The organism is Ammonifex thiophilus (assembly GCF_003368535.1).
Classification (GTDB): Bacteria; Bacillota; Desulfotomaculia; order Desulfotomaculales; family Ammonificaceae; genus Ammonifex; species Ammonifex thiophilus.
In genome coordinates, this window is record NZ_QSLN01000026.1 from 1 (window position 1) to 19033 (window position 19033).

Consider the following 19033-nt stretch of genomic DNA (forward strand, 5'->3'; position numbering starts at 1 on the left):
CTGCCGGAAGGAGGCAGAGCTAATCCTGGATCGTCTGATCTTAAACACTCGGGAGGCGAGCGACGTTGCGCTGGTTCAATGGGGGAGAACGCTTCGTAGCTGGAGGGAAGAGATTCTCGCTTATCACGACTGGCGGGTTACTAACGGTTACACCGAGGGTGTCCATACTAAGATCAAGCTCCTCAAGCGGATAAGTTACGGTTTTCGGAACCGCGGGGTCTATGTGCGAAAGATGCTCTTAGCTTTTCTCCCCTTGGCTTGGCTGGTCTCCTCTCCACACTTCTTGACCTAGAGCCTCCGGGTACTTGACTTTTCCGGTAAGTCGTGTTAACATCTTACCAACAGGTAAACTTCGGCTTTAAAAGTGCATATGTTTTAGCTGAGGGCGAGATGAGAAGAGACGAGAAGAGGCGAGAGGAGCTCGAGCCTGGCAGGAGAGCACAAAGGGCCAGTGCGTGAGCTGCTTCGCGCTGGCCCTTAATTTTTTCAAGCCCGGCCCTAAGCGAACGGAGGCGAAAGTAGAATGTTTTTTCCCCGGCCGGATGAGTACCGGGAGCTCAGCCGCCGCTACCGGGTGGTGCCCGTGTACCGGCGGATGGTAGCCGACCTGGAGACACCTATAGGTGCTTACAAGAAGCTTTCCCCCCATCCCGGTTACCTCTTGGAGAGCGTGACCGGAGGAGAGGTTCTGGGGCGCTACAGCTTCCTGGGCTTCCGCCCCTTCCTCACCTTCCGGGCCAAGGGAAGAGAAGTGGAGATAGTGCAGGGAGGAAAGACAAGGGTAGAGGGGAACCCCTTCGCGATCCTGGGCCGTCTCATGGAAGAGCTCCGGGGACCCTCCCTGCCCGACCTTCCCCGCTTCTACGGCGGGGCGGTGGGCTACTTCGGCTACGACCTGGTGCGCCACCTGGAGAAGCTTCCGGAAAAGGCTGTGGACGATCTTCTTCTTCCTGACCTCTTCCTGCTCTTCACCCGGCAAGTGCTCATTTTCGATCACGTGCGCCGGGAGCTTACCGTGGTGGTTAACACCCTGCCGGCCAACGACCCGGAAAAGGAATACCGGCGGGCGGCGGAAGAGATAGAAGAGACTTTGGAGCTTTTGCGGCGCCCGCTCCCCTGTGAGTACGGGGTGCTCGAATCTCCTGCCCTTCCCTCCCCGGCTTCCAACTTCAGCCGGGATGTGTTCTGCGCGGCGGTTCGCTACCTCAAAGAGCGCATAGCTGCCGGGGACGCCTTGCAGGTGGTACTTTCCCAGCGCTTCGAGCTTCTCGCCCCGACCGATCCCTTCGCCGCTTACCGGCGCTTAAGAGCCATAAACCCCTCCCCCTATCTTTTTTATCTGGATTTCGGCGAGCCGGTGGTGGCTGGCTCCTCCCCGGAGATGCTGGTGCGCGTGGAAGGGGGAGTGGTCACCACACGCCCCATAGCCGGCACCCGCCCCCGAGGGCGGAGTCCGGAAGAGGATGCCCGGCTGGAGAAGGAGCTCCTGGAAGACCCCAAAGAGAGGGCGGAACACCTCATGCTGGTGGACCTGGGGCGCAACGACGTGGGAAGAATAGCCGAGCCGGGAACGGTGAGGGTGACGGAGTTCATGCGGGTGGAGAAATACTCCCATGTTATGCACCTGGTGTCCGAAGTGCAGGGTTTGCTTCCTCCTTCGCTTTCGGCTCTGGAAGCCCTCACGGCTTCCTTCCCGGCGGGCACGGTGACGGGAGCACCTAAGGTGAAAGCCATGGAGCTAATCGAAGAACTCGAGCCCACCCGGCGCGGTATCTATGCCGGGGCCGTAGGGTACTTGAGTTTCACCGGCAACCTCGACACCTGCATCACCATCCGGACGATGGTCTTCTGCCGGGGGAAGGTCTTCGTGCAGGCCGGTGCCGGCATTGTGGCCGACTCCGAACCCGAAAGGGAATTTATGGAAACCTGGGCCAAGGCGCGAGCCTTGCTGGCCACCCTGGGAAAGGAGGGGGGGAGATGAAGCGGCCCCGCGTGCTGGTAATCGACAACTACGACTCTTTTACCTACAACCTGGTACAGTATTTCGCCGAGCTGGGAGCGGAAGTGGAGGTTTACCGCAACGATGCCCTGACTTTAGAAGGGATAGAATCCAGGCGTCCCACCCATCTGGTCATTTCCCCCGGCCCCTGCACCCCCAACGAGGCGGGAGTGAGCCTGGCCGCGGTGCGTCACTTCGCCGGGCGCCTCCCCATTCTGGGAGTCTGCCTGGGGCACCAGGCCATAGGGCAGGCCTTCGGGGGGAGAATAGTCCGGGCGCCCAGGCTCATGCACGGCAAGACTTCCCCCATACTGCACGATGGCAGAACCATCTTTCAGGGCCTGCCTTCTCCCTTCACCGCCACCCGCTATCACTCGCTGATAGTGGCGCCCGACAGCGTGCCGCCGGAGCTGGAGGTGAGCGCCTGGACAAAGGAGGGAGAGATCATGGGATTAAGGCATCGCCTTTACCCGGTGGAGGGGGTGCAGTTCCATCCGGAATCCATCCTCACCGAGTGCGGCAAGGAGCTTTTGGCCAACTTCCTGACTTTGAGGGGGTGATGGAGTTTTGGCTTTAAAAGAGGCTTTGGCCAAACTGGCCCGCAAGGAAGACCTCACGCTGGAGGAAGCGCGGGAGGTAATGGGCGTGGTTATGGAGGGAAAGGCCACCCCCGCTCAGATCGGGGCCCTGCTCATGGCGCTCAGGCTCAAAGGGGAGAAGGTGCCGGAGGTGGCCGGATTTGCCCAGGCCATGCGGGAGCGGGCCCTGCGCTATCGGCCCCGGCATCCCGTCACGGTGGACACCTGCGGCACCGGCGGGGATGGAACCGGCTCCTTTAACATCTCCACCACCGCCGCTTTTGTGGTGGCGGCCTGCGGCTGCCCGGTGGCCAAACACGGCAACCGCTCCGTTTCCAGCCGGGCGGGGAGTGCCGATCTCCTGGAAGCCCTGGGGGCCAAAGTGGACCTGCCTCCCGAGCTGGCGGGGAAGTGCCTGGATGAGGTGGGCTTCGGCTTCTTCTTCGCCCCCCGCTGTCACCCGGCCATGCGCCACGCCGCCGGACCCCGCCGGGAGTTGGGGGTGCGTACCGTTTTCAATATTCTGGGGCCGCTCTGCAATCCCGCTGGAGCTCAGGTTCAGGTGGTCGGGGTATACCACCCAGACCTGCTGGAGCTGGTAGCCGAGGTACTGCTCACCCTAGGAACGAAGCGGGCGCTGGTAGTACACGGGGCCGGGGGGATGGATGAAGCCTCGCCGGTGGGGGAAGTGCTCTACGCCGAGGTGAGGGGAGGGGAGATAAGGCGGGGAAGGTTCGATCCGGCCGACTACGGCTTCCCCCGTTGTCGCCTTTCCGATCTCCAGGGGGGAACGGCGCAAGAGAACGCCGCCATCACTCGGGCTGTTCTGCAGGGGGAGAAAGGGCCCCGGACCGACGCCGTGGTCCTCAACGCCGCTCTGGCCCTGGTGGCAGCCGAAAAGGCGGAGGACTTGCGGGAAGGGATAGAGAGGGCTCGCCGAGTCCTGGATAGGGGAGAGGCTCTGGCCAAACTGGAAGAGTACCTGGACTTTTGCCGGCAGGTGACCGAGTTTGCTGGGGAAAATCCTGGCGCATAAGCGGGCCGAGCTCAGCTTCAAGAAAAAGCGCTGCCCCCAGAGCCGGCTGGAGGCCTCCCTGCATTTGGCCCCAGCGCCGCGCCCTTTCGCCCAAGCTTTACGCCTCCCCGGTAAAGTGCGGATCATCGCGGAGATCAAGCGGGCCTCCCCCCGCGGCCCCATTCGGCCCGACGCCGACCCGGTCAAGGTGGCCCGGCTTTACCAGCGGGGAGGGGCGGCGGCGGTGTCGGTGCTGGTGGACGAACGCTTCTTCGGCGGGAAACCGGCCTTCCTGCGCTTCGTGCGCCGGGAGATCGATCTGCCCCTGCTCTATAAGGAGTTCGTCCTCGACCCTTACCAGGTCTACGAAGCCCGGCTTCTGGGAGCTGACGCGGTACTTTTGATTGCCCGTCTCCTACGAACCGAGGAACTGAAAGCGTTAAAAGATTTGGCTACCTCCCTGGGTATGGACAGCCTGGTGGAGGTCCACTCCCGCGACGACCTTCAGAAGGCGCTGGCGGTGGGGGCGGAGCTAATAGGAATAAACAACCGGGATCTGGCCACCTTCCGGGTAAGCCTGCAGACCACGCGCCTCCTGCGCCCCCTCATCCCGCCGGAAGTGATAGTGGTGAGCGCCAGCGGGATCTCCTCCCCTTTGGCTTTGACCTGTTTGCGGGAGTGGAAAGTGGACGCGGCGCTCATAGGAGAGGCCCTCATGACCGCTCCCGACCCGAAAAAGAAGCTTGTGGAGCTGGTGGCAGCGGCCGAGGGAGGGGAAGGAAGTTGTCCCGAGTAAGGGTGAAGATCTGCGGAATCAAAGACAGGGAAGCTGCTTTTGCGGCGGTGGAGGCAGGAGCCGACGCCTTAGGCTTCGTCTTCGCCCCCAGCTCCCGGCAGGTAACTCCCTCCCTGGCCCGGGAAGTGTTAGCCTCCCTCCCGCCTTTCGTGGCAGCGGTGGGGGTGTTCGTGGACGCGCCCCTGGAGATAGTAAGGGAACTGGCGGAAGAACTGAGGCTCTCGGCGGTACAGCTCCACGGTTGGGAAACCCCGGAATACTTGCAAAAGCTTAAAGCCCTCACCCGAGTGGCCGTCATCAAGGCTTTCCGGGTGGCTACCCCGGACGACCTTTTAGGGGTAGAAGAATACCCCGCCGACGCCTACCTTTTCGATACCAGGGTGGAGGGGCAGATGGGGGGAACAGGAAAAAGCTTCGACTGGGAGATGCTGCGGGGGAGAAGCTTCCGGGCGCCGGTCATCCTGGCGGGGGGGCTTAGCCCGGAGAACGTGGAGCTGGCCATAAGAACCGTCCGCCCCTACGCGGTAGATGTTTCCAGCGGCGTAGAGACCGAGGGGCGAAAGGACCCGGCCAAGATCCGGGCCTTCATTGCCCGGGTAAAGGAGGCTTGTCTTTAAGATGTTGCCCGATAAGCGCGGTTATTTCGGCCCTTACGGGGGCCGCTTCGTGCCGGAGACCCTGATGCCGGCCCTGGAGGAGCTGGAAAAGGCCTACTTTTTCTGGCGCGATGACCCTTCTTTCCGGCGGGAGCTGGCCTGGTATCTGTGCCACTACGTGGGACGCCCTACCCCGCTTTACTACGCCTCCCGCCTCACGGAGGCCTTGGGCGGGGCGCGGATCTACCTCAAGCGGGAGGATCTCAACCACACCGGGGCGCACAAGATCAACAACACTATAGGGCAGGCGCTGCTGGCCCGCCGGATGGGGAAGAAGCGCATCATTGCGGAGACGGGGGCGGGACAGCACGGCGTGGCCACTGCCACGGCGGCGGCCTTGCTGGGCTGCGAGTGCGTCATCTATATGGGGGCGGTGGACATAGAGCGCCAGCGGTTGAACGTGGTGCGCATGAAGCTTTTGGGTGCTGAAGTCGTACCCGTCGCCGCAGGCAGCGGTACCCTCAAAGACGCTATGAACGAGGCCATAAGGGACTGGGTGACCAACGTCCGCACCACCTACTACCTCATCGGCTCGGTGGCCGGCCCTCACCCCTACCCCATGATGGTGCGCGACTTCCAGTCCGTAATCGGCCAAGAAACGCGGCGCCAGATCCTGCAGGCGGCCGGCAAACTCCCCGACGTCATAATCGCCTGTGTAGGAGGGGGCTCCAACGCCATGGGGATCTTCTACCCCTTCCTCGCCGAACCGGGGGTGAAGCTCATCGGGGTAGAGGCCGGGGGAAGGGGGGAGGGGCCGGGGGAGCACGCGGCCACCCTGTGCCGGGGTCGACCCGGAGTGCTACACGGCTCCTATAGCTACCTTCTCCAGGATGAGGAGGGGCAGATAAGCCCGGTACACTCCATCGCCGCCGGGCTAGATTACCCCGGAGTAGGGCCGGAGCACGCTTACCTCAAGGAAACGGGAAGGGTCACTTACCTCACCGCCAGCGATGAGGAGGCTTTGGAGGCCTTTGAGCTCCTTTCCCGCACCGAGGGCATCCTCCCCGCTCTGGAGAGCGCTCACGCCTTGGCCGTGGCCAGGAAGGTAGCCCCCTCCCTCCCGCGCGAAGCGGTGGTGGTGGTAAACCTCTCGGGACGGGGCGACAAGGACGTGGAGACGGTGGCTCAAGCCAAGGGGGTGGAGAGATGAACCGCATCGCCCGGACTTTTAATTCTTTGCGCGATAAAGGGCAGAAGGCGCTCATCGTGTACGTGACAGCCGGCGACCCCAGCTTGGAGGCCACTGCCGCCACTATCCCCGCCCTAGTAGAGGCCGGTGCTGATCTTATCGAGATAGGAATACCTTTTTCCGACCCGCTGGCCGACGGTCCGGTGATTCAAGCTGCCTCCTCCCGGGCCCTGGCTAAAGGGGTGAGGCTTGACGGGATCTTGAAGATGACGGCAGCTGTGAGAGAGCGCTTGCCGGAGCTGCCTCTCGTCTTCATGACCTACTACAACCCCGTGCTCCAGCGGGGCCTAGAAAGGTTCTGCCGCCAGGCCAAAGAGGCCGGAGTAGATGGGTTGATCGTTCCCGATCTGCCCTACGAAGAGAGCGGGCCGCTTCTGAGAGAGGCCTCAGCCCAGGGCTTAGCCCTCATTCCTCTGCTAGCGCCTACCAGCACCGAAAAGCGCGTAGAAGCCATCTGCTCCTCGGCTCAGGGGTTCGTGTACTGCGTCTCGGTGACCGGCGTCACCGGGATGCGGGAAAAGCTTGACCAGGAGCTCGGCCGACTCGTCCAGACGGTGAAGGAGCACACCTCCTTGCCGGTAGCGGTGGGTTTCGGCATTGCCCGCCCCGAAACTGCCGCCGAAGTAGCCCGGCTGGCCGACGGGGTGGTGGTGGGAAGCGCGGTGGTAAAGCTCCTCGGCGAGGGAGCCAGGGAGGAAGCCCTGGCTCTGGTGAGGTCCCTGGCGCGGGTTCTGCACGCTCGTTGTTCAGCTTAAACAAACTGTGCTAAGATACTCTTATCTTAGTCAAGGTAAACACCTCATGGGAGGAGAAGCAAAAATGGCGGTCAAAGTGCGGCCTGAGCTCAGCCAGGTGGAGATCTACCGTCCCGGCAAACCCATCGAAGAGGTGAAGAGGGAGCTGGGGCTGGAAGAGGTAGTCAAACTGGCCTCCAACGAGAATCCCCTGGGACCCTCTCCTAAGGCGACGGCGGCCTTGAGGAAGCTTGACCAATGGCACCTATACCCGGAAGGCTCAAGCTATGAGCTGCGGCAGGCGCTGGGCAAGAAGCTGGGGGTAGATCCGGACAGCATCATAGTGGGCTGCGGTTCAAGCGAGGTCATACAGATGCTCTCTTTGGCCCTGCTGGGGACCGGCGATGAGGTGATCATCCCCGTGCCCACCTTTCCCCGCTATGAGCCCCTGGCGCGGCTCATGGGGGCCCATCCCGTAAAGGTTCCCCTAAAGGACTACCGCATCGATGTGGAGGCGGTAGCCCGGGCCCTTTCCCCCCGCACCAAGCTGGTTTACCTCTGCAACCCCAATAACCCCACCGGGACCATCGTCACCCGCGAGGAGGTGGAGTGGTTCTTGGAAAAGGCGGGGGAAGGGATTCTCACTGTGCTGGACGAGGCCTACTGTGAGTATGTCACCAGCCCTGCCTATCCCGACGGGCTTGACTTCCTACGCCGGGGTTACAACGTGGTGGTGCTGCGCACCTTCTCCAAGATCTACGGGTTGGCCGGGCTGCGCATAGGTTACGGCGTGGCGCCCAAGGAGTTGGTGGCGGAACTGCATAGGGTGCGGGAGCCCTTCAACGTCAGCTCCGCCGCCCAGGTGGCCGCTCTGGCCGCCCTGGAAGACGAAGAGTTCGTGGCGCTTTCGCGCCGGGTCAACGAGGAGGGGAAGCATTTTCTTTACCGTGAGCTGGAAAAGAGGGGAATTGCCTACGTGCCTACCGAGGCCAACTTCCTCCTCTTCGACGCTGGACGGGACGAGCGGGAAGTATTTCGCCGGATGCTGCGCCAGGGAGTGATCATCCGGGGGGGAATGGGTTACCCCACCCACCTGCGGGTAACCATCGGCACCTTGGAACAGAATCGGCGCTTCCTGGAAGCTTTAGATAAGGCTCTGGAACTTAAGGGGGTTTAGACCGTGATCATCGTAATGGCCCATGATGCCACCGAGAAAGATATTGCCGAAGTAATTAAGCGCTTAGAGGCGGCGGGCTTCAAAACCCATCTCTCACGGGGGGTGGAGCGCACGATCATAGGGGCCATAGGTGACAAGAGCCGCCTGGCGGAGATACCCCTGGAGGCCCTGCCGGGGGTAGAAGAGGTCATTCCCATCCTGCAGCCCTACAAAATGGCCAGCAGGGCCTTCCGGGCTGAACGCACCATAGTGCAGGTGAGCGAGGACATAGCCATCGGAGGGGAGCGCATTCACGTGATGGCCGGCCCCTGCGCCGTGGAAAGCCGGGAGCAGCTCCTGGAAGCTGCCGCTCAGGTGAAGGCGGCCGGTGCCACCATCCTGCGAGGAGGAGCCTTCAAGCCCCGCACCTCCCCCTACTCTTTCCAGGGATTGGGAGTAAAAGGGTTGGAAATCTTGGCGGAGGCCAGGGAAAAGTACGGTCTCAAAATCGTAACCGAAGTCATGGACGTGCGCTCCCTTCCCGTGGTGGCCGAGTACGCCGACATCATCCAGGTGGGGGCCCGTAACATGCAGAACTTCGACCTTCTGAGGGAGCTCGGCAAGATCGATAAGCCGGTTCTGTTGAAGCGGGGACTCTCAGCCACTATAGAGGAATGGCTCATGGCCGCCGAATACATCCTCTCCGGCGGCAACTTCAAGGTGATACTCTGCGAGCGGGGTATCAGGACCTTCGAAACTTACACCCGCAACACCTTGGACCTCTCGGCCGTGCCCATTGTAAAGCACTTGTCACATCTACCGGTGATCGTGGACCCTAGCCACGGGGTGGGTCGCTGGCAGTTTGTACCGGCCATGTGCCGGGCCGCCATAGCCGCCGGCGCTGACGGACTGCTGGTAGAGGTCCATCCCAACCCGCCGGAGGCCTTGTGCGACGGGGCCCAGTCGCTTACCCCCAAGACCTTCGCCGAGACCATGGAAGAGCTGAGGCGCATCGCCCAGGCCGTGGGGAGGAAGCTCTGATCTTGCTCAAAAAGGTAGGGTTCCTGGGACCGACCGGCACCTTCACCGAGCAGGCCATGCTGGCCTTCTTTGCCGGGGAGGAAATTATCCCTCTAGCCTATTCCGACCTTCCGGCCATTCTGGAGGCCCTGACCCGGGAGGAGATAGCAGCGGGAGTGGTCCCCTGGGAAAACTCTCTGGAGGGAAGCGTCGCCCTTTTCCTTGACCTGCTGGTTAAGACGGCGGGGATATATGTAGTAGGGGAAGTGGTGCTCCCCATCGTCCACCACCTGCTGGCCCGTCCCGGGGTAAGCTCTTTTACTCGCATCCTCTCCCACCCCCACGCCTTGGCCCAGTGCCGGGAGTTTTTACGCCTCCACTTTCCCGACGTTCCCCTCTTCCCCACCGGGAGCACGGCCGAGGCCGCCCGCCTGGTAGCCGAGAGTTCCGAACCCTGGGCGGCCGTGGGGCCGGAGACGGCGGCCAAGAACTGGGGACTGGTGGTGGTAAAGGAGGCCATCCAGGACAGCAAGGAGAACGAGACCCGCTTTGCGGTGCTGGGCAGGGAAAGGGCTCCGCGCACGGGCCGGGACAAAACCTCGGTGGCCTTCGCCTTACCCGAGGACCGGCCCGGCGTGCTCTACAAGGTTCTGGAGGAATTTGCCCGGCGAGAGATAAACTTAACCAAAATAGAGTCGCGCCCAGCCAAGCGCCAGCTGGGCCAGTACATCTTCTTCCTGGACTGCGAGGGACATATGGAGGATCCGGAGGTTAAAGCGGCGCTTTCTGCTCTCATGGCCCGATCCTCTTTTTTCAAGATCTTGGGTTCTTATCCGCGCTGGGACTACTCCCTGGAGGTGAGGCGGCCCTAGAAGGCCGGATGTGAAGTGCTGGGAAAAGTCGTCGTTGTGGGCGTGGGACTTATCGGCGGAAGTTTAGGCCTGGCCCTAAGGCGCCGGGGCAAGGCACGGGAAGTGGTGGGAGTAGGAAGAAGCGCAGAGCGGCTCCGGCAGGCACAGCTGCTGGGGGCGGTGGACTCTTTCACCACCGACCCGGCCGAAGGGGTAAAGGGAGCCGACCTGGTAGTGGTGGCTACCCCCATAGGGGCCATCGTGCCCACCCTGGAGAGCTTAGCTCCCCACCTGGAGCCGGGAACGGTAGTCACCGATGTGGGTAGCACCAAGCGAGAAATAGTGGAGGCGGCCGAGAAGCTGGCCGCGAAATATTCCTTTGCTTTCGTCGGTGGTCATCCCATGGCCGGATCAGAGAGGACGGGGGTGGAAAACGCCGATCCCTACCTCTTCGAAAACGCCTACTACATTCTCACCCCTACCCCCTCGACGCCAGCGGAGGCCATATCCCGCGTGGAAGAGCTGGTGGAAGCCGTAGGGGCGAGAAAGGTGGCGATCCCTCCCGACCTGCACGACTACTACGTGGCGGCGGTGAGCCACCTACCCCACTGCCTGGCTTCCGCCCTTTGCAACCTCATCGCCTCCCTTCCCGAAAAAGAAGCCATCCTGCCTCTGGCCGCGGGTGGTTTCCGGGACACCACCCGGGTGGCTGCTGGCGACCCTGCATTGTGGCGGGACATCCTTCTCACTAACACCGATCCCTTAAGGGAGCTCTTGGCCCTGCTCCTGCAGGTGCTACAGGAACTGGAAGGGCTGCTGGCGAAGAAGGATGCCCGGGAGCTGGAGGAATGGCTGCGCCGGGCCCAGACCCTGCGCAAAGAGGTGCCGACCAAGAGCAAAGGCTACCTGCCCGAGTTGCACGAGATCGTGGTGACCGTGCCCGACCGCCCCGGGGTTATAGCCCATCTGGCCTCCCTTCTGGCGGCAAAGGATATCAACATTGCCGACATCGAGATCCTGCGGGCCAGGGAAGGGGAAGGAGGAACCATAAGGCTAGCCTTTACCCGGTCGGAAGCCCAGGAAAAGGCTTACGAAACCCTAGCGGCTGCGGGGATCGAGGTGCGCAAGCGAGGAGGCTGAAACATGGAGCTGAAAGTGTGCCGCGCCACCCGATTGGAAGGAACTATCACCGTTCCCGGCGACAAGTCCATTTCCCACCGCGCTTTGCTCCTGGGTTCGCTGGCTTGCGGAGAAACGGTGATAGAAAACTTTTTGCGGGGCAAGGACTGTCTGGCTACCTTACGTTGCCTCAGGCAGATGGGGGTGAAGATCGAGGAGGAAGAAGACCGGGTGCGGGTAGAAGGCCGGGGCCTAGGCAACCTCCGGGAGCCGGAAGAAGTGCTGGATGCCGGTAACTCCGGGACCACCATGCGCCTGCTCTTGGGGGTGCTGGCCGGCAACCCTATCTTTGCCGTCTTGACGGGAGACGCTTCTTTGCGCCGCCGCCCCATGGACAGGGTCATCCTCCCCTTGAAACTCATGGGAGCGGAGATATGGGGGCGACAGGAAGGGAAGCTGGCCCCTCTAGCCATAAGAGGGCAAAGGGAGCTCCGTCCTATAGAGTACACTTCGCCGGTGGCCAGCGCTCAGGTAAAGTCGGCCATACTCCTGGCCGGCCTTTACGCCGAGGGGGAGACCAGCGTTACCGAACCGGCCCTCTCCCGCGACCACACCGAGCGGATGCTCTCCTACTTCGGAGTGCCGGTGAAAAGGGAAGGCTTGACCGTGCGCCTCAGAGGGAGGGCTCTCCTCCAGGGGCGACCGGTGCGCGTCCCCGGCGATTTTTCAGCCGCCGCCTTCTTCCTGGCCGCCGCTGCCATATCGCCCGAGGGGCGGGTCGTCGTGAAGGAGGTGGGGCTTAACCCCACCCGCACAGGGCTTTTAGAAGTGCTGGAGGCGATGGGGGCCCGCCTTGCGGTAGAAGTGACGGGGGAGTGGGCAGGAGAGCCGGTAGGAAATGTCACCGTGGAGTCCTCCGAGCTGCGAGGTGTGGAGATTGGGGGGGAAATTATCCCCCGGCTCATCGACGAGATCCCTGTTCTGACCGTGGTCGCCGCTTGTGCTGCCGGCAAGACGGTCATACGGGGGGCAGAAGAACTCCGCTACAAGGAGTCGGACCGCCTGGCCACCATGGCCCTGGAGCTCGGACGTTTGGGGGCCAAGGTGGAGGTTTTGCCCGACGGGCTGATTATACACGGGGGGCATCCTTTGCAGGGCAGCCGGGTTCAAAGTCACGGCGACCACCGGGTAGCCATGGCCATGGCGGTGGCGGGATTGGTGGCTGAGGGGGAGACCATAATAGAAGGAGCGGAGGCCATAGACGTGTCTTTCCCCAATTTCCCCCTTCTTCTCGCCACTTTAGCCGGGGAAGCGAGAGGGAAATGACGCCAAGGTATCGAATTTTTCAATGGGATGCGGAGGAGTGGTGCGGAAGGGTCTATGCGTATCGCTATCGACGGACCGGCAGGAGCAGGGAAAAGCACCGTAGCTAAGCTTCTGGCTTCACGTTTAGGCTACGCCTATCTAGACACGGGAGCGCTGTACCGTGCCCTAACCTTGGCCGCTCTGAAGAACGGTCTTCTTAACGACCGCAACAGCTTAGTGCAGCTGGCTTCCAGCCAAGAAATAACCGTCACCTCCACTTCCAACTGCCAGCGCGTTTTCCTCAACGGTGAAGACGTCACCGAAGCCATCCGCACTCCCGAAGTATCCTGCGCCACCTCTCTGGTGGCCCGCATACCGGAGGTAAGGGAGCTGGTTACGGCCAAAATAAGGGAACTGGCGCAGGGAGGGAGGATAGTAGTCGAGGGACGGGACATAGGCACGGTGGTCCTGCCCGACGCCGAAAGGAAATTTTACCTGACCGCCAGCCTGGAAGAAAGGGCGCGGCGGCACTTCCGCGAGGCCCAGAAAAGGGGCTTTACCCTTTCTTGGGAGGAGCAACTCCGGCAGATTGAGGTTCGGGATCGGCAGGACTCTTCACGTGAGGTGGCTCCCCTGAAACCGGCACCGGATGCCATAATCGTCGACACCACCGACAAGACACCGGACGAAGTGGTGGAAATCATGCTACGCCACCTGGAGGGTAGTCTTTAGTGTTTTACTGGTTTGCCTGGCTGGTTTGCCGTCTTTACCTCCACGTATTCCGAGGCTTCCGGGTGGAAGGACTGGAGCACTTTCCCCGGAAGGGGCCGGTTATCGTGGCAGCTAACCACCAAAGCTATCTCGATCCCGTGGCCTTGGGCTGCGCCCTCCCACGCCGTGTGTACTACATGGCCAAAGAAGAGCTCTTTCGTATCCCGGTGTTGCGGACGCTCATCAGATGGTTAGGCGCTTTTCCGGTGAAGCGGGAGGAGATGGATCGCCGGGCTCTGCGAACCGCGCTCAACCTTCTGGCGCGGGGGCAGGTAGTGGGCATCTTTCCCGAGGGAACTCGCAGCCGGGAAGGGGAGCTCTTGCCCCTGCAGCCGGGAGCAGCCTTGCTGGCTTTGAAGTCGGGAGCGCCGGTGGTTCCAGTTGCCCTGATCGGCACGCGCGGCTGGTGGGGAAGGGTCAGGGTTAAAATAGGCCGTCCCTTTTACCTTACGGCTGATGGCCCTTCCCGGTCGCAGCTTACCGAAGCTTCCAGAAAAATAGAGGTCGCCCTGAAAGAGCTTTTGGGAGTGGGGAGCTAAGATGGAGGTCAAGCGGGCAAGAAACGCCGGTTTCTGCTTCGGTGTCCGGCGAGCGCTGGAGATCACCCTCAAAGCTCGGGAAGAAAAGGAAGGGCCTCTGTACACCCTAGGGCCTCTCATCCACAACCCGCAAGTGGTGGAGTTTTTGGCTAGCAAAGGGGTGAAGCTTGCCGAAAGTTTGGAGGAAATAACGGAGGGAACCGTGATAATCCGCTCGCACGGGGTAGATCCCGCCGTTATCCGGGAGGCCGAAGCGCGAGGTCTGACGGTAATCGATGCCACCTGTCCCTACGTGCGACGAGCTCAGGAATTGGCCTGCGAGCTGGCCAAGCAGGGCTACCAGGTGGTCGTGGTCGGCGACCGGGACCATCCCGAGGTGAAGGGCATTCTGGGCTGGGCCGGGCCGCAGGCAGTGGTGGTGGGAAGCGCAGAGGAAGTGGCCGGCCTTCCAGAAGCTCCGGCTTACGGCGTAGTGGCTCAGACCACCCAACCGATAAACCGCCTGCAGGAAGTGGTGCATGCTCTACTTCCCCGGGCCAAGGAGGTGAGAGTTTATAACACCATTTGCTCGGCCGTGGCTTCCCGGATAGAGTCGGCCTTGGAACTCGCCCGGGAAGTGGAAGTCATGGTGGTGGTGGGGGGCCGATCCAGCGCCAACACCAGGCATCTGGTCGAGCGTCTGCAGCTTTCCGGAGTTCCTACTTATCACGTGGAGACGGCGGCAGAACTCCGGCCGGAATGGTTCATGGGGGTAAGCCGGGCCGGGCTTACAGCCGGAGCCTCCACTCCTGACTGGATCATCGAGGAGGTAGAAAAGCGCATGCGGGAAATCGGAGAAATGAGCGCCGCGGAGCAGATGGAAGCGGTAGGGGTCAAAACCTTTCGCGGCGGGGAGATCGTTAGGGGCACGGTGGTGGAGATAAACCAAGGGGAGGTCCTGGTAGACATCGGGGCCAAGACGGAAGGGGTCATACCCTTAAGGGAGCTCTGCTGCTGTGAGGTTTCCTCTCCCCATGAAGTGGTTAAGGTGGGAGACGAGATCGAAGTCTTCGTGGTTAAGGCGGAAGACGCCGAAGGCCGCATTATCCTGTCCAAAGCGCGCGCCGACGCCATAGCCGCTTGGAAAAAGTTAGCGGAAGCTTTTGCCAACGGAACCCCGGTGGAAGGGGTAGTGCGCGAAGTGGTCAAGGGCGGGCTCATCGTGGACGTGGGCGTGCGGGCCTTTCTGCCCGCCTCACTGGTGGACACCAACTACGTGGAGAACCTCAGCGCTTACCTGGGCCAAAAGGTGAGGGCCAAGGTCATCGAACTTGACCGGAGCCGCAAGAAAGTGGTCCTCTCGCGCAAGGCGGTCCTGGAGGAAGAGGCCGAGAGGCGCCGCCGGGAAACCTGGGAGAAGCTTCAGGAAGGAGCGGTGGTCAAGGGAGTGGTGCGGCGCATCGTCCCCTTCGGCGCCTTTATCGACCTGGGCGGGGTGGACGGGCTGCTGCACGTCTCCGAGATAGCTTGGCACCGGGTCAACTCTCCGGACGAGGTGTTGCAGGAAGGGCAGGAGATCGAGGTCAAGGTGATCAAGGTGGACCGGGAGAACGAAAAGGTGAGCCTGTCGCGCAAGGCGTTGTTGCCCGATCCCTGGGAGAAGGTGCCCGAGAAGTACCCGGTGGGAAGCTTGGTGGAGGTAAAGGTGGTCAGGCTTGCCCCCTTTGGGGCCTTTGTGGAGCTCGAGCCGGGAGTGGAAGGACTCATCCATATCTCTCATTTTGCCGACTGGCACGTGGAAAAGCCGGAGGACGTCTTGAAAGAAGGGGATGTGGTCACGGCGCGGGTCATAAGCTTCGATCCCCAGGAGAAGAGGCTACGCCTTTCTCTGCGGGAGGCTGTGCGCACGGAAGAGCCCCAGCCTAAGGAGAAAAAAGAAGATACCGTGACCCTGGGTGACGTCTTCGGCGATCTTTTGAAATCTTAGCCTGTGAAGAGAAGAGGGGTGCTGGCGGAGTAAAAGAACTTCCGCTAATAAACCTTATGTCAACTAAGGAAGTGGAAATAAAAGCCCCGGAAGCCGGAATACAAAGCCACCGGGGCTTAATTATTTTTAGCTTTTTTTAAGGCTTAAGTGGCGTAACTTCGAAGCCGCCGTCCTTGGGCGTAACCGATACGGACGGACCAGGTAAATAATAATGCGGCCCGCCCAAATGATGCACCGGATACTCATCCTGGTTGTCCTTCAGCCGCCAGAACCCATCGAAAGCCTCCGAAGCTTCCGCGCGAACAACTTCGCCCACGAAAATATAGTGATCGCCGCCATCGTAAGTGTTCCACACCCGGCACTCAAGCCCCGCCAGGCACTCTTTTATAAGCGGTACCGGTACCTTTTTGCCCGGAACCGGCGTCAATCCGGCTTCCTCTAATTTATCTTTCACCTTGCGCCCGGAAATGGTACCGCAAAAGTGGACCTTGGGCAGGAGGCCAAAACCGGGCACGTTCACGGTGAAGGCGCCGGTGGCCTGGATATACTCCGCCGTCAGGTGTTTTTTGGCCACGGCCACCGCCACCAAGGGCGGCTCTTTACTCACCGGCATCTGCCAGGAAGCGGTCATCACGTTGTTCCGCCCGTCGCGCTGACTGGCTATCAGCACCACCATCCCTGGCGTCAGCAAGCGGTAGGCCTCGGCCAACGCCACTTCTTTCTTTTCCACTTTTTCTCCCTCCTTTTATGTTAACTAAGTTCTGGCCCTGCGCCACAAAACCAGGTAAACGGCCAAATTGGCCAGCAACACGAGTACGGCCACCGCCAGGGTGCCCAGCACCCAGTACTGGGGGCAGTGCAGGTAAAGATAGAGCCCCACGCCTATTACCGCCCCTATGTCACTCCAGAGCAAAAGCACAAGCAAGATTATCGCCTTTTCCCTGGTCATGCTCTCCCCCTTCCTTCACGCCCGGGGGAGCTCCTGGGGAGAGGAGTCGTGCTGGGCCGCCAACTTCTGCATGCGCCTTAGGGCGTTGTGAAGCCAGTACGGCAGGTCTCTGAGAGTAATGGACCCGAAGGCCTCCTCCGCTTCCTCAAAGCGGCCCAGGCGTCGGCAGAGCTCCCCCACCAGATACCTTATCACCGCCGCATCGCGCCCCTCTTCCACCTCACCGAGGGCCAGCCGAAAGTGACGGAGGGCTTCCTCCTGATGGTACCTCTCGGCTTCGCGATTCCCCTCCTCCCGCGCGCACCAGGATCCCTTCAGGTGAAGATGGGCTACGGCCAAGGGTGAACTCCCCCGCCGCTTGGCGTCCTCCGCCGCTAGCCGGTACTTCTCACTTCCCGGGTAAAGATGGTGTCTTTCCTGCAAGAAGTTCTTCAAAGCCCGGCCCACGGGATGGTAAGGGGAATACTTGGGGAGCTCGGCAAGGTAATCGAACTCCTGGTGGTAGGAAGTGAAGCCGCAGCCCGGGCAGACCACCACGAGGTAAGGGTAAACAAAGGTTCCCTCGCCGCGGTAGCAGAGGTCGCTAGAAAGCCGCCCTTTAGTCCCCGTGCTTAAAGCGATCTCCGCCGGAAAGGAGGTAAAGCAACGGGGGCAGCGTAAACGGCAGAAAATGGTTTGCGCCATCCTCCTCTACTCCTTCAACCTGCCAGCGGCCCGCAGGCGTTCGCGCACGGTGGGGTAAAGCTCGAGATCGGTGTGCGGGAAAAACTGAGCGCCAACGAAGCGGTCCATGAACTTCTGGTCGGCGTTAAGCTCGATATAGGTGAGTTTTTGACCGATAGAGACCAGTTCCTCCCGCGCCTTCTCGTCCAGCAGGGCCCGCCGGGCTCCTTCCAAGGAAGCGTTTCCTAGCAAGATTATGCGCTCGCGGGAAAGGTCGGGATAAAGGCCCAAGGTGACGGCCGCTTCCACGTCCAGGTGCTCCCCAAAGGCTCCGGCCACAAAAAAGTATTCGATATCCTTGAAGCCTATTCCTACCGCTTCCTGCAGCCTTTCTATAGCAGCGGTCATCGCTCCCTTAGTCCGCAGGAAGTTCTTTACGTCCTTCTGGCTGAGTATTAGAGGCCGGCCCTGCTCCGTTTCTTCCGCCGACACCACCTCTATCTCCTTTCGACCGTTGGTAAACCTTCCCGCCCGGTCTATGATGCCGGCTAAGACTAGCCCGGCCAAGAGGTCGACCACTGCTGAGCCGCAGAGACCCTTAACCTTCCCTCCCCCTATCACCCGATAGCGTATTTCTCCAGTGGAGGGATCTACCCACACGCGGTCCACCGCCCCCGGCCCCGCTCGCGTGCCCGCCTCCACCACTCCCCCTTCTAGGGCAGGACCGGCAGCCCCGGCGGCGGCCACCAGCCACTCCCGGTTACCCAAGACGAGCTCGGCGTTGGTTCCTATGTCCACCAGCAGGCTCACTGCTTCCCTCCGGTGCATACCGCTCACCAGTATCCCCGCCAGTGCATCCCCTCCCACATAACTTCCCACATTAGGCAGACAATAAATCACCGCCTCCGGATGGATGACCAGGTTCAACTCCTCGCGGTTCCGGTAAAAACTGGGATTATTTACCACCGGCAGGTAAGGCTCGCGGCAGAGGTGTGAGGGGTCGAGCCCCAAGAAGAAGTGAGTCATGGCGGTATTGCCGCTGAAGGCCAGCGCAGTAATTTCCTCTGGAGAAATTCCGGCCCGAGAGGCAAGCTCCTGCACGAGCCGGTTCACACTTTCCCTTAAAAGGCGGGTGAGTTGCTCCCTAACTCCCGGTTCTTCGGACAACTGCAGGCGGGTAAGCAAATCCTCAGCTACCCTTACCTGCGCGTTGAGGCAGGAAGCCGTGGCCTTGGCCTCCCCTGTGTTGAAGTCTATTAGGGAGGCCACCAAGGTGGTGGTGCCGCCGTCCACGGCCACGCCCCAGTGGCGCGCGGTGGTGTCGCCCGGCTCCACCGCTAAAAGACGCCATCCTCCCCCCGTCCTCGCTCCTAAGGTGACCGTTACCTTCCAATTCCCTTCCCGCAGTACCCTTGGCAGGTGCCGGAGGACAGAAAGGGGCATCTCTACCTCCCGAAAAGGCAGAACGGCGAGGCAGCGCTCGGCATCGGCGCGGTTGTCTCCCAGATGGGGCGGCGGCAAAACCAGGCTCACTTTTCGGCTAAGCATAGTTCTATTGTACTACACGAGCCGGCGGCAGCCGAAATTCCCGGTTGACTGTGATCGTGTCAACCCACTGTAGGAGTCCTGAGCCCCCACCGTCCCCGAACCAGAGCGAACTACCAGAGAAGACTGACATTTCGGCTCAAAGCTTTGAGAGCCTTGGTTAGTGGAGTCACCGAACCCCG

Annotated in this window: 20 protein-coding genes; 16 read left to right on the top strand and 4 right to left on the bottom strand. The window is 61.4% G+C overall.

Going from position 1 to position 19033, the window contains the following annotated elements; translation table 11 throughout:
• The 16 genes from DXX99_RS10075 to DXX99_RS10150 form a co-directional block, all read left to right on the top strand.
• Positions 1-292 (top strand): transposase (locus DXX99_RS10075; protein WP_165847826.1); only part of this gene is annotated, 292 nt, incomplete at its 5' end.
• Positions 293-523: 231 nt separating this feature from the next.
• A complete protein-coding gene (gene trpE / locus DXX99_RS10080) occupies positions 524-1981 on the top strand; it encodes an anthranilate synthase component I (protein ID WP_115793356.1) in 1458 nt (485 codons plus the stop codon).
• Entirely contained in the window at positions 1978-2559 is a 582-nt protein-coding gene (locus tag DXX99_RS10085; RefSeq protein WP_115793357.1) for an anthranilate synthase component II, read from the top strand. Before trpE ends, DXX99_RS10085 begins: the two co-directional genes overlap by 4 nt.
• A 7-nt stretch (positions 2560-2566) precedes the next feature.
• Positions 2567-3613 carry an anthranilate phosphoribosyltransferase gene (gene trpD, locus DXX99_RS10090; RefSeq protein WP_115793358.1) on the top strand — a complete coding sequence of 349 codons (1047 nt, stop codon included), beginning with the start codon at positions 2567-2569 and terminating at the stop codon, positions 3611-3613.
• Positions 3588-4388 (top strand): indole-3-glycerol phosphate synthase TrpC, encoded by an 801-nt coding sequence (gene trpC / locus DXX99_RS10095; RefSeq protein WP_115793359.1) that lies wholly within the window; start codon positions 3588-3590, stop codon positions 4386-4388. Before trpD ends, trpC begins: the two co-directional genes overlap by 26 nt.
• Positions 4376-5005: a phosphoribosylanthranilate isomerase gene (locus tag DXX99_RS10100; RefSeq protein WP_115793360.1), complete on the top strand. Its 630-nt coding sequence runs from the start codon at positions 4376-4378 to the stop codon at positions 5003-5005. Before trpC ends, DXX99_RS10100 begins: the two co-directional genes overlap by 13 nt.
• A gap of 1 nt (position 5006) precedes the next feature.
• Positions 5007-6194, top strand: coding sequence for a tryptophan synthase subunit beta (gene trpB / locus DXX99_RS10105; protein ID WP_115793361.1), 1188 nt, complete (start codon positions 5007-5009; stop codon positions 6192-6194).
• The gene (trpA, locus tag DXX99_RS10110; RefSeq protein WP_115793362.1) at positions 6191-6988 is read left to right on the top strand and encodes a tryptophan synthase subunit alpha; all 798 of its coding nucleotides are present in this window, start codon (positions 6191-6193) and stop codon (positions 6986-6988) included. The genes trpB and trpA overlap by 4 nt, the downstream gene beginning before the upstream one ends.
• 64 nt (positions 6989-7052) lie before the next feature.
• Positions 7053-8144 carry a histidinol-phosphate transaminase gene (hisC, locus tag DXX99_RS10115; protein ID WP_115793363.1) on the top strand — a complete coding sequence of 364 codons (1092 nt, stop codon included), beginning with the start codon at positions 7053-7055 and terminating at the stop codon, positions 8142-8144.
• A 3-nt stretch (positions 8145-8147) separates the two neighbouring features.
• A complete protein-coding gene (aroF, locus tag DXX99_RS10120) occupies positions 8148-9164 on the top strand; it encodes a 3-deoxy-7-phosphoheptulonate synthase (RefSeq protein ID WP_115793364.1) in 1017 nt (338 codons plus the stop codon).
• A 2-nt stretch (positions 9165-9166) separates the two neighbouring features.
• Positions 9167-10015: a prephenate dehydratase gene (gene pheA / locus DXX99_RS10125; protein WP_205664701.1), complete on the top strand. Its 849-nt coding sequence runs from the start codon at positions 9167-9169 to the stop codon at positions 10013-10015.
• 15 nt (positions 10016-10030) lie between these two features.
• Positions 10031-11134, top strand: a complete 1104-nt coding sequence (locus DXX99_RS10130; RefSeq protein ID WP_115793365.1) for a prephenate dehydrogenase — start codon at positions 10031-10033, stop codon at positions 11132-11134.
• A 3-nt stretch (positions 11135-11137) separates the two neighbouring features.
• Entirely contained in the window at positions 11138-12439 is a 1302-nt protein-coding gene (gene aroA, locus DXX99_RS10135; RefSeq protein ID WP_115793366.1) for a 3-phosphoshikimate 1-carboxyvinyltransferase, read from the top strand.
• Between the two features lie 54 nt (positions 12440-12493).
• On the top strand, positions 12494-13150 hold the full coding sequence (cmk, locus tag DXX99_RS10140; RefSeq protein ID WP_115793367.1) for a (d)CMP kinase: 657 nt from the start codon (positions 12494-12496) through the stop codon (positions 13148-13150).
• A complete protein-coding gene (locus DXX99_RS10145; RefSeq protein ID WP_115793368.1) occupies positions 13150-13728 on the top strand; it encodes a lysophospholipid acyltransferase family protein in 579 nt (192 codons plus the stop codon). The genes cmk and DXX99_RS10145 overlap by 1 nt, the downstream gene beginning before the upstream one ends.
• Before the next feature lies 1 nt (position 13729).
• Positions 13730-15694, top strand: coding sequence for a bifunctional 4-hydroxy-3-methylbut-2-enyl diphosphate reductase/30S ribosomal protein S1 (locus DXX99_RS10150; protein ID WP_115793369.1), 1965 nt, complete (start codon positions 13730-13732; stop codon positions 15692-15694).
• Positions 15695-15830: 136 nt separating this feature from the next.
• On the opposite strand, the gene DXX99_RS10155 is transcribed toward DXX99_RS10150, so the two are convergent.
• Genes DXX99_RS10155 through DXX99_RS10170 form a run of 4 tightly spaced genes read right to left on the bottom strand, consistent with a single transcriptional unit; the run spans position 15831 to position 18854 of the window.
• The gene (locus DXX99_RS10155) at positions 15831-16424 is read right to left on the bottom strand and encodes a flavin reductase family protein (RefSeq protein WP_115793370.1); all 594 of its coding nucleotides are present in this window, start codon (positions 16422-16424) and stop codon (positions 15831-15833) included.
• 24 nt (positions 16425-16448) lie between these two features.
• Positions 16449-16643, bottom strand: coding sequence for a hypothetical protein (locus tag DXX99_RS10160; protein WP_115793371.1), 195 nt, complete (start codon positions 16641-16643; stop codon positions 16449-16451).
• A gap of 15 nt (positions 16644-16658) precedes the next feature.
• A complete protein-coding gene (locus DXX99_RS10165) occupies positions 16659-17327 on the bottom strand; it encodes a DUF2225 domain-containing protein (protein ID WP_115793372.1) in 669 nt (222 codons plus the stop codon).
• 6 nt (positions 17328-17333) lie between these two features.
• A complete protein-coding gene (locus tag DXX99_RS10170) occupies positions 17334-18854 on the bottom strand; it encodes an ASKHA domain-containing protein (RefSeq protein ID WP_115793373.1) in 1521 nt (506 codons plus the stop codon).
• Between the last annotated feature and the right edge of the window lie 179 nt (positions 18855-19033).

What these genes read in the sequence shown, in the direction of transcription:
- DXX99_RS10085 (WP_115793357.1), top strand. Translation starts at nt 1,978, where the DNA reads ATGAAGCGGCCCCGCGTGCTGGTAATCGACAACTACGACTCTTTTACC.
- DXX99_RS10160 (WP_115793371.1), bottom strand. Translation starts at nt 16,643, where the DNA reads ATGACCAGGGAAAAGGCGATAATCTTGCTTGTGCTTTTGCTCTGGAGT.
- DXX99_RS10165 (WP_115793372.1), bottom strand. Translation starts at nt 17,327, where the DNA reads ATGGCGCAAACCATTTTCTGCCGTTTACGCTGCCCCCGTTGCTTTACC.
- trpB (WP_115793361.1), top strand. Translation starts at nt 5,007, where the DNA reads ATGTTGCCCGATAAGCGCGGTTATTTCGGCCCTTACGGGGGCCGCTTC.
- trpE (WP_115793356.1), top strand. Translation starts at nt 524, where the DNA reads ATGTTTTTTCCCCGGCCGGATGAGTACCGGGAGCTCAGCCGCCGCTAC.
- aroA (WP_115793366.1), top strand. Translation starts at nt 11,138, where the DNA reads ATGGAGCTGAAAGTGTGCCGCGCCACCCGATTGGAAGGAACTATCACC.
- trpA (WP_115793362.1), top strand. Translation starts at nt 6,191, where the DNA reads ATGAACCGCATCGCCCGGACTTTTAATTCTTTGCGCGATAAAGGGCAG.
- DXX99_RS10150 (WP_115793369.1), top strand. Translation starts at nt 13,730, where the DNA reads ATGGAGGTCAAGCGGGCAAGAAACGCCGGTTTCTGCTTCGGTGTCCGG.
- DXX99_RS10170 (WP_115793373.1), bottom strand. Translation starts at nt 18,854, where the DNA reads ATGCTTAGCCGAAAAGTGAGCCTGGTTTTGCCGCCGCCCCATCTGGGA.
- hisC (WP_115793363.1), top strand. Translation starts at nt 7,053, where the DNA reads ATGGCGGTCAAAGTGCGGCCTGAGCTCAGCCAGGTGGAGATCTACCGT.
- cmk (WP_115793367.1), top strand. Translation starts at nt 12,494, where the DNA reads ATGCGTATCGCTATCGACGGACCGGCAGGAGCAGGGAAAAGCACCGTA.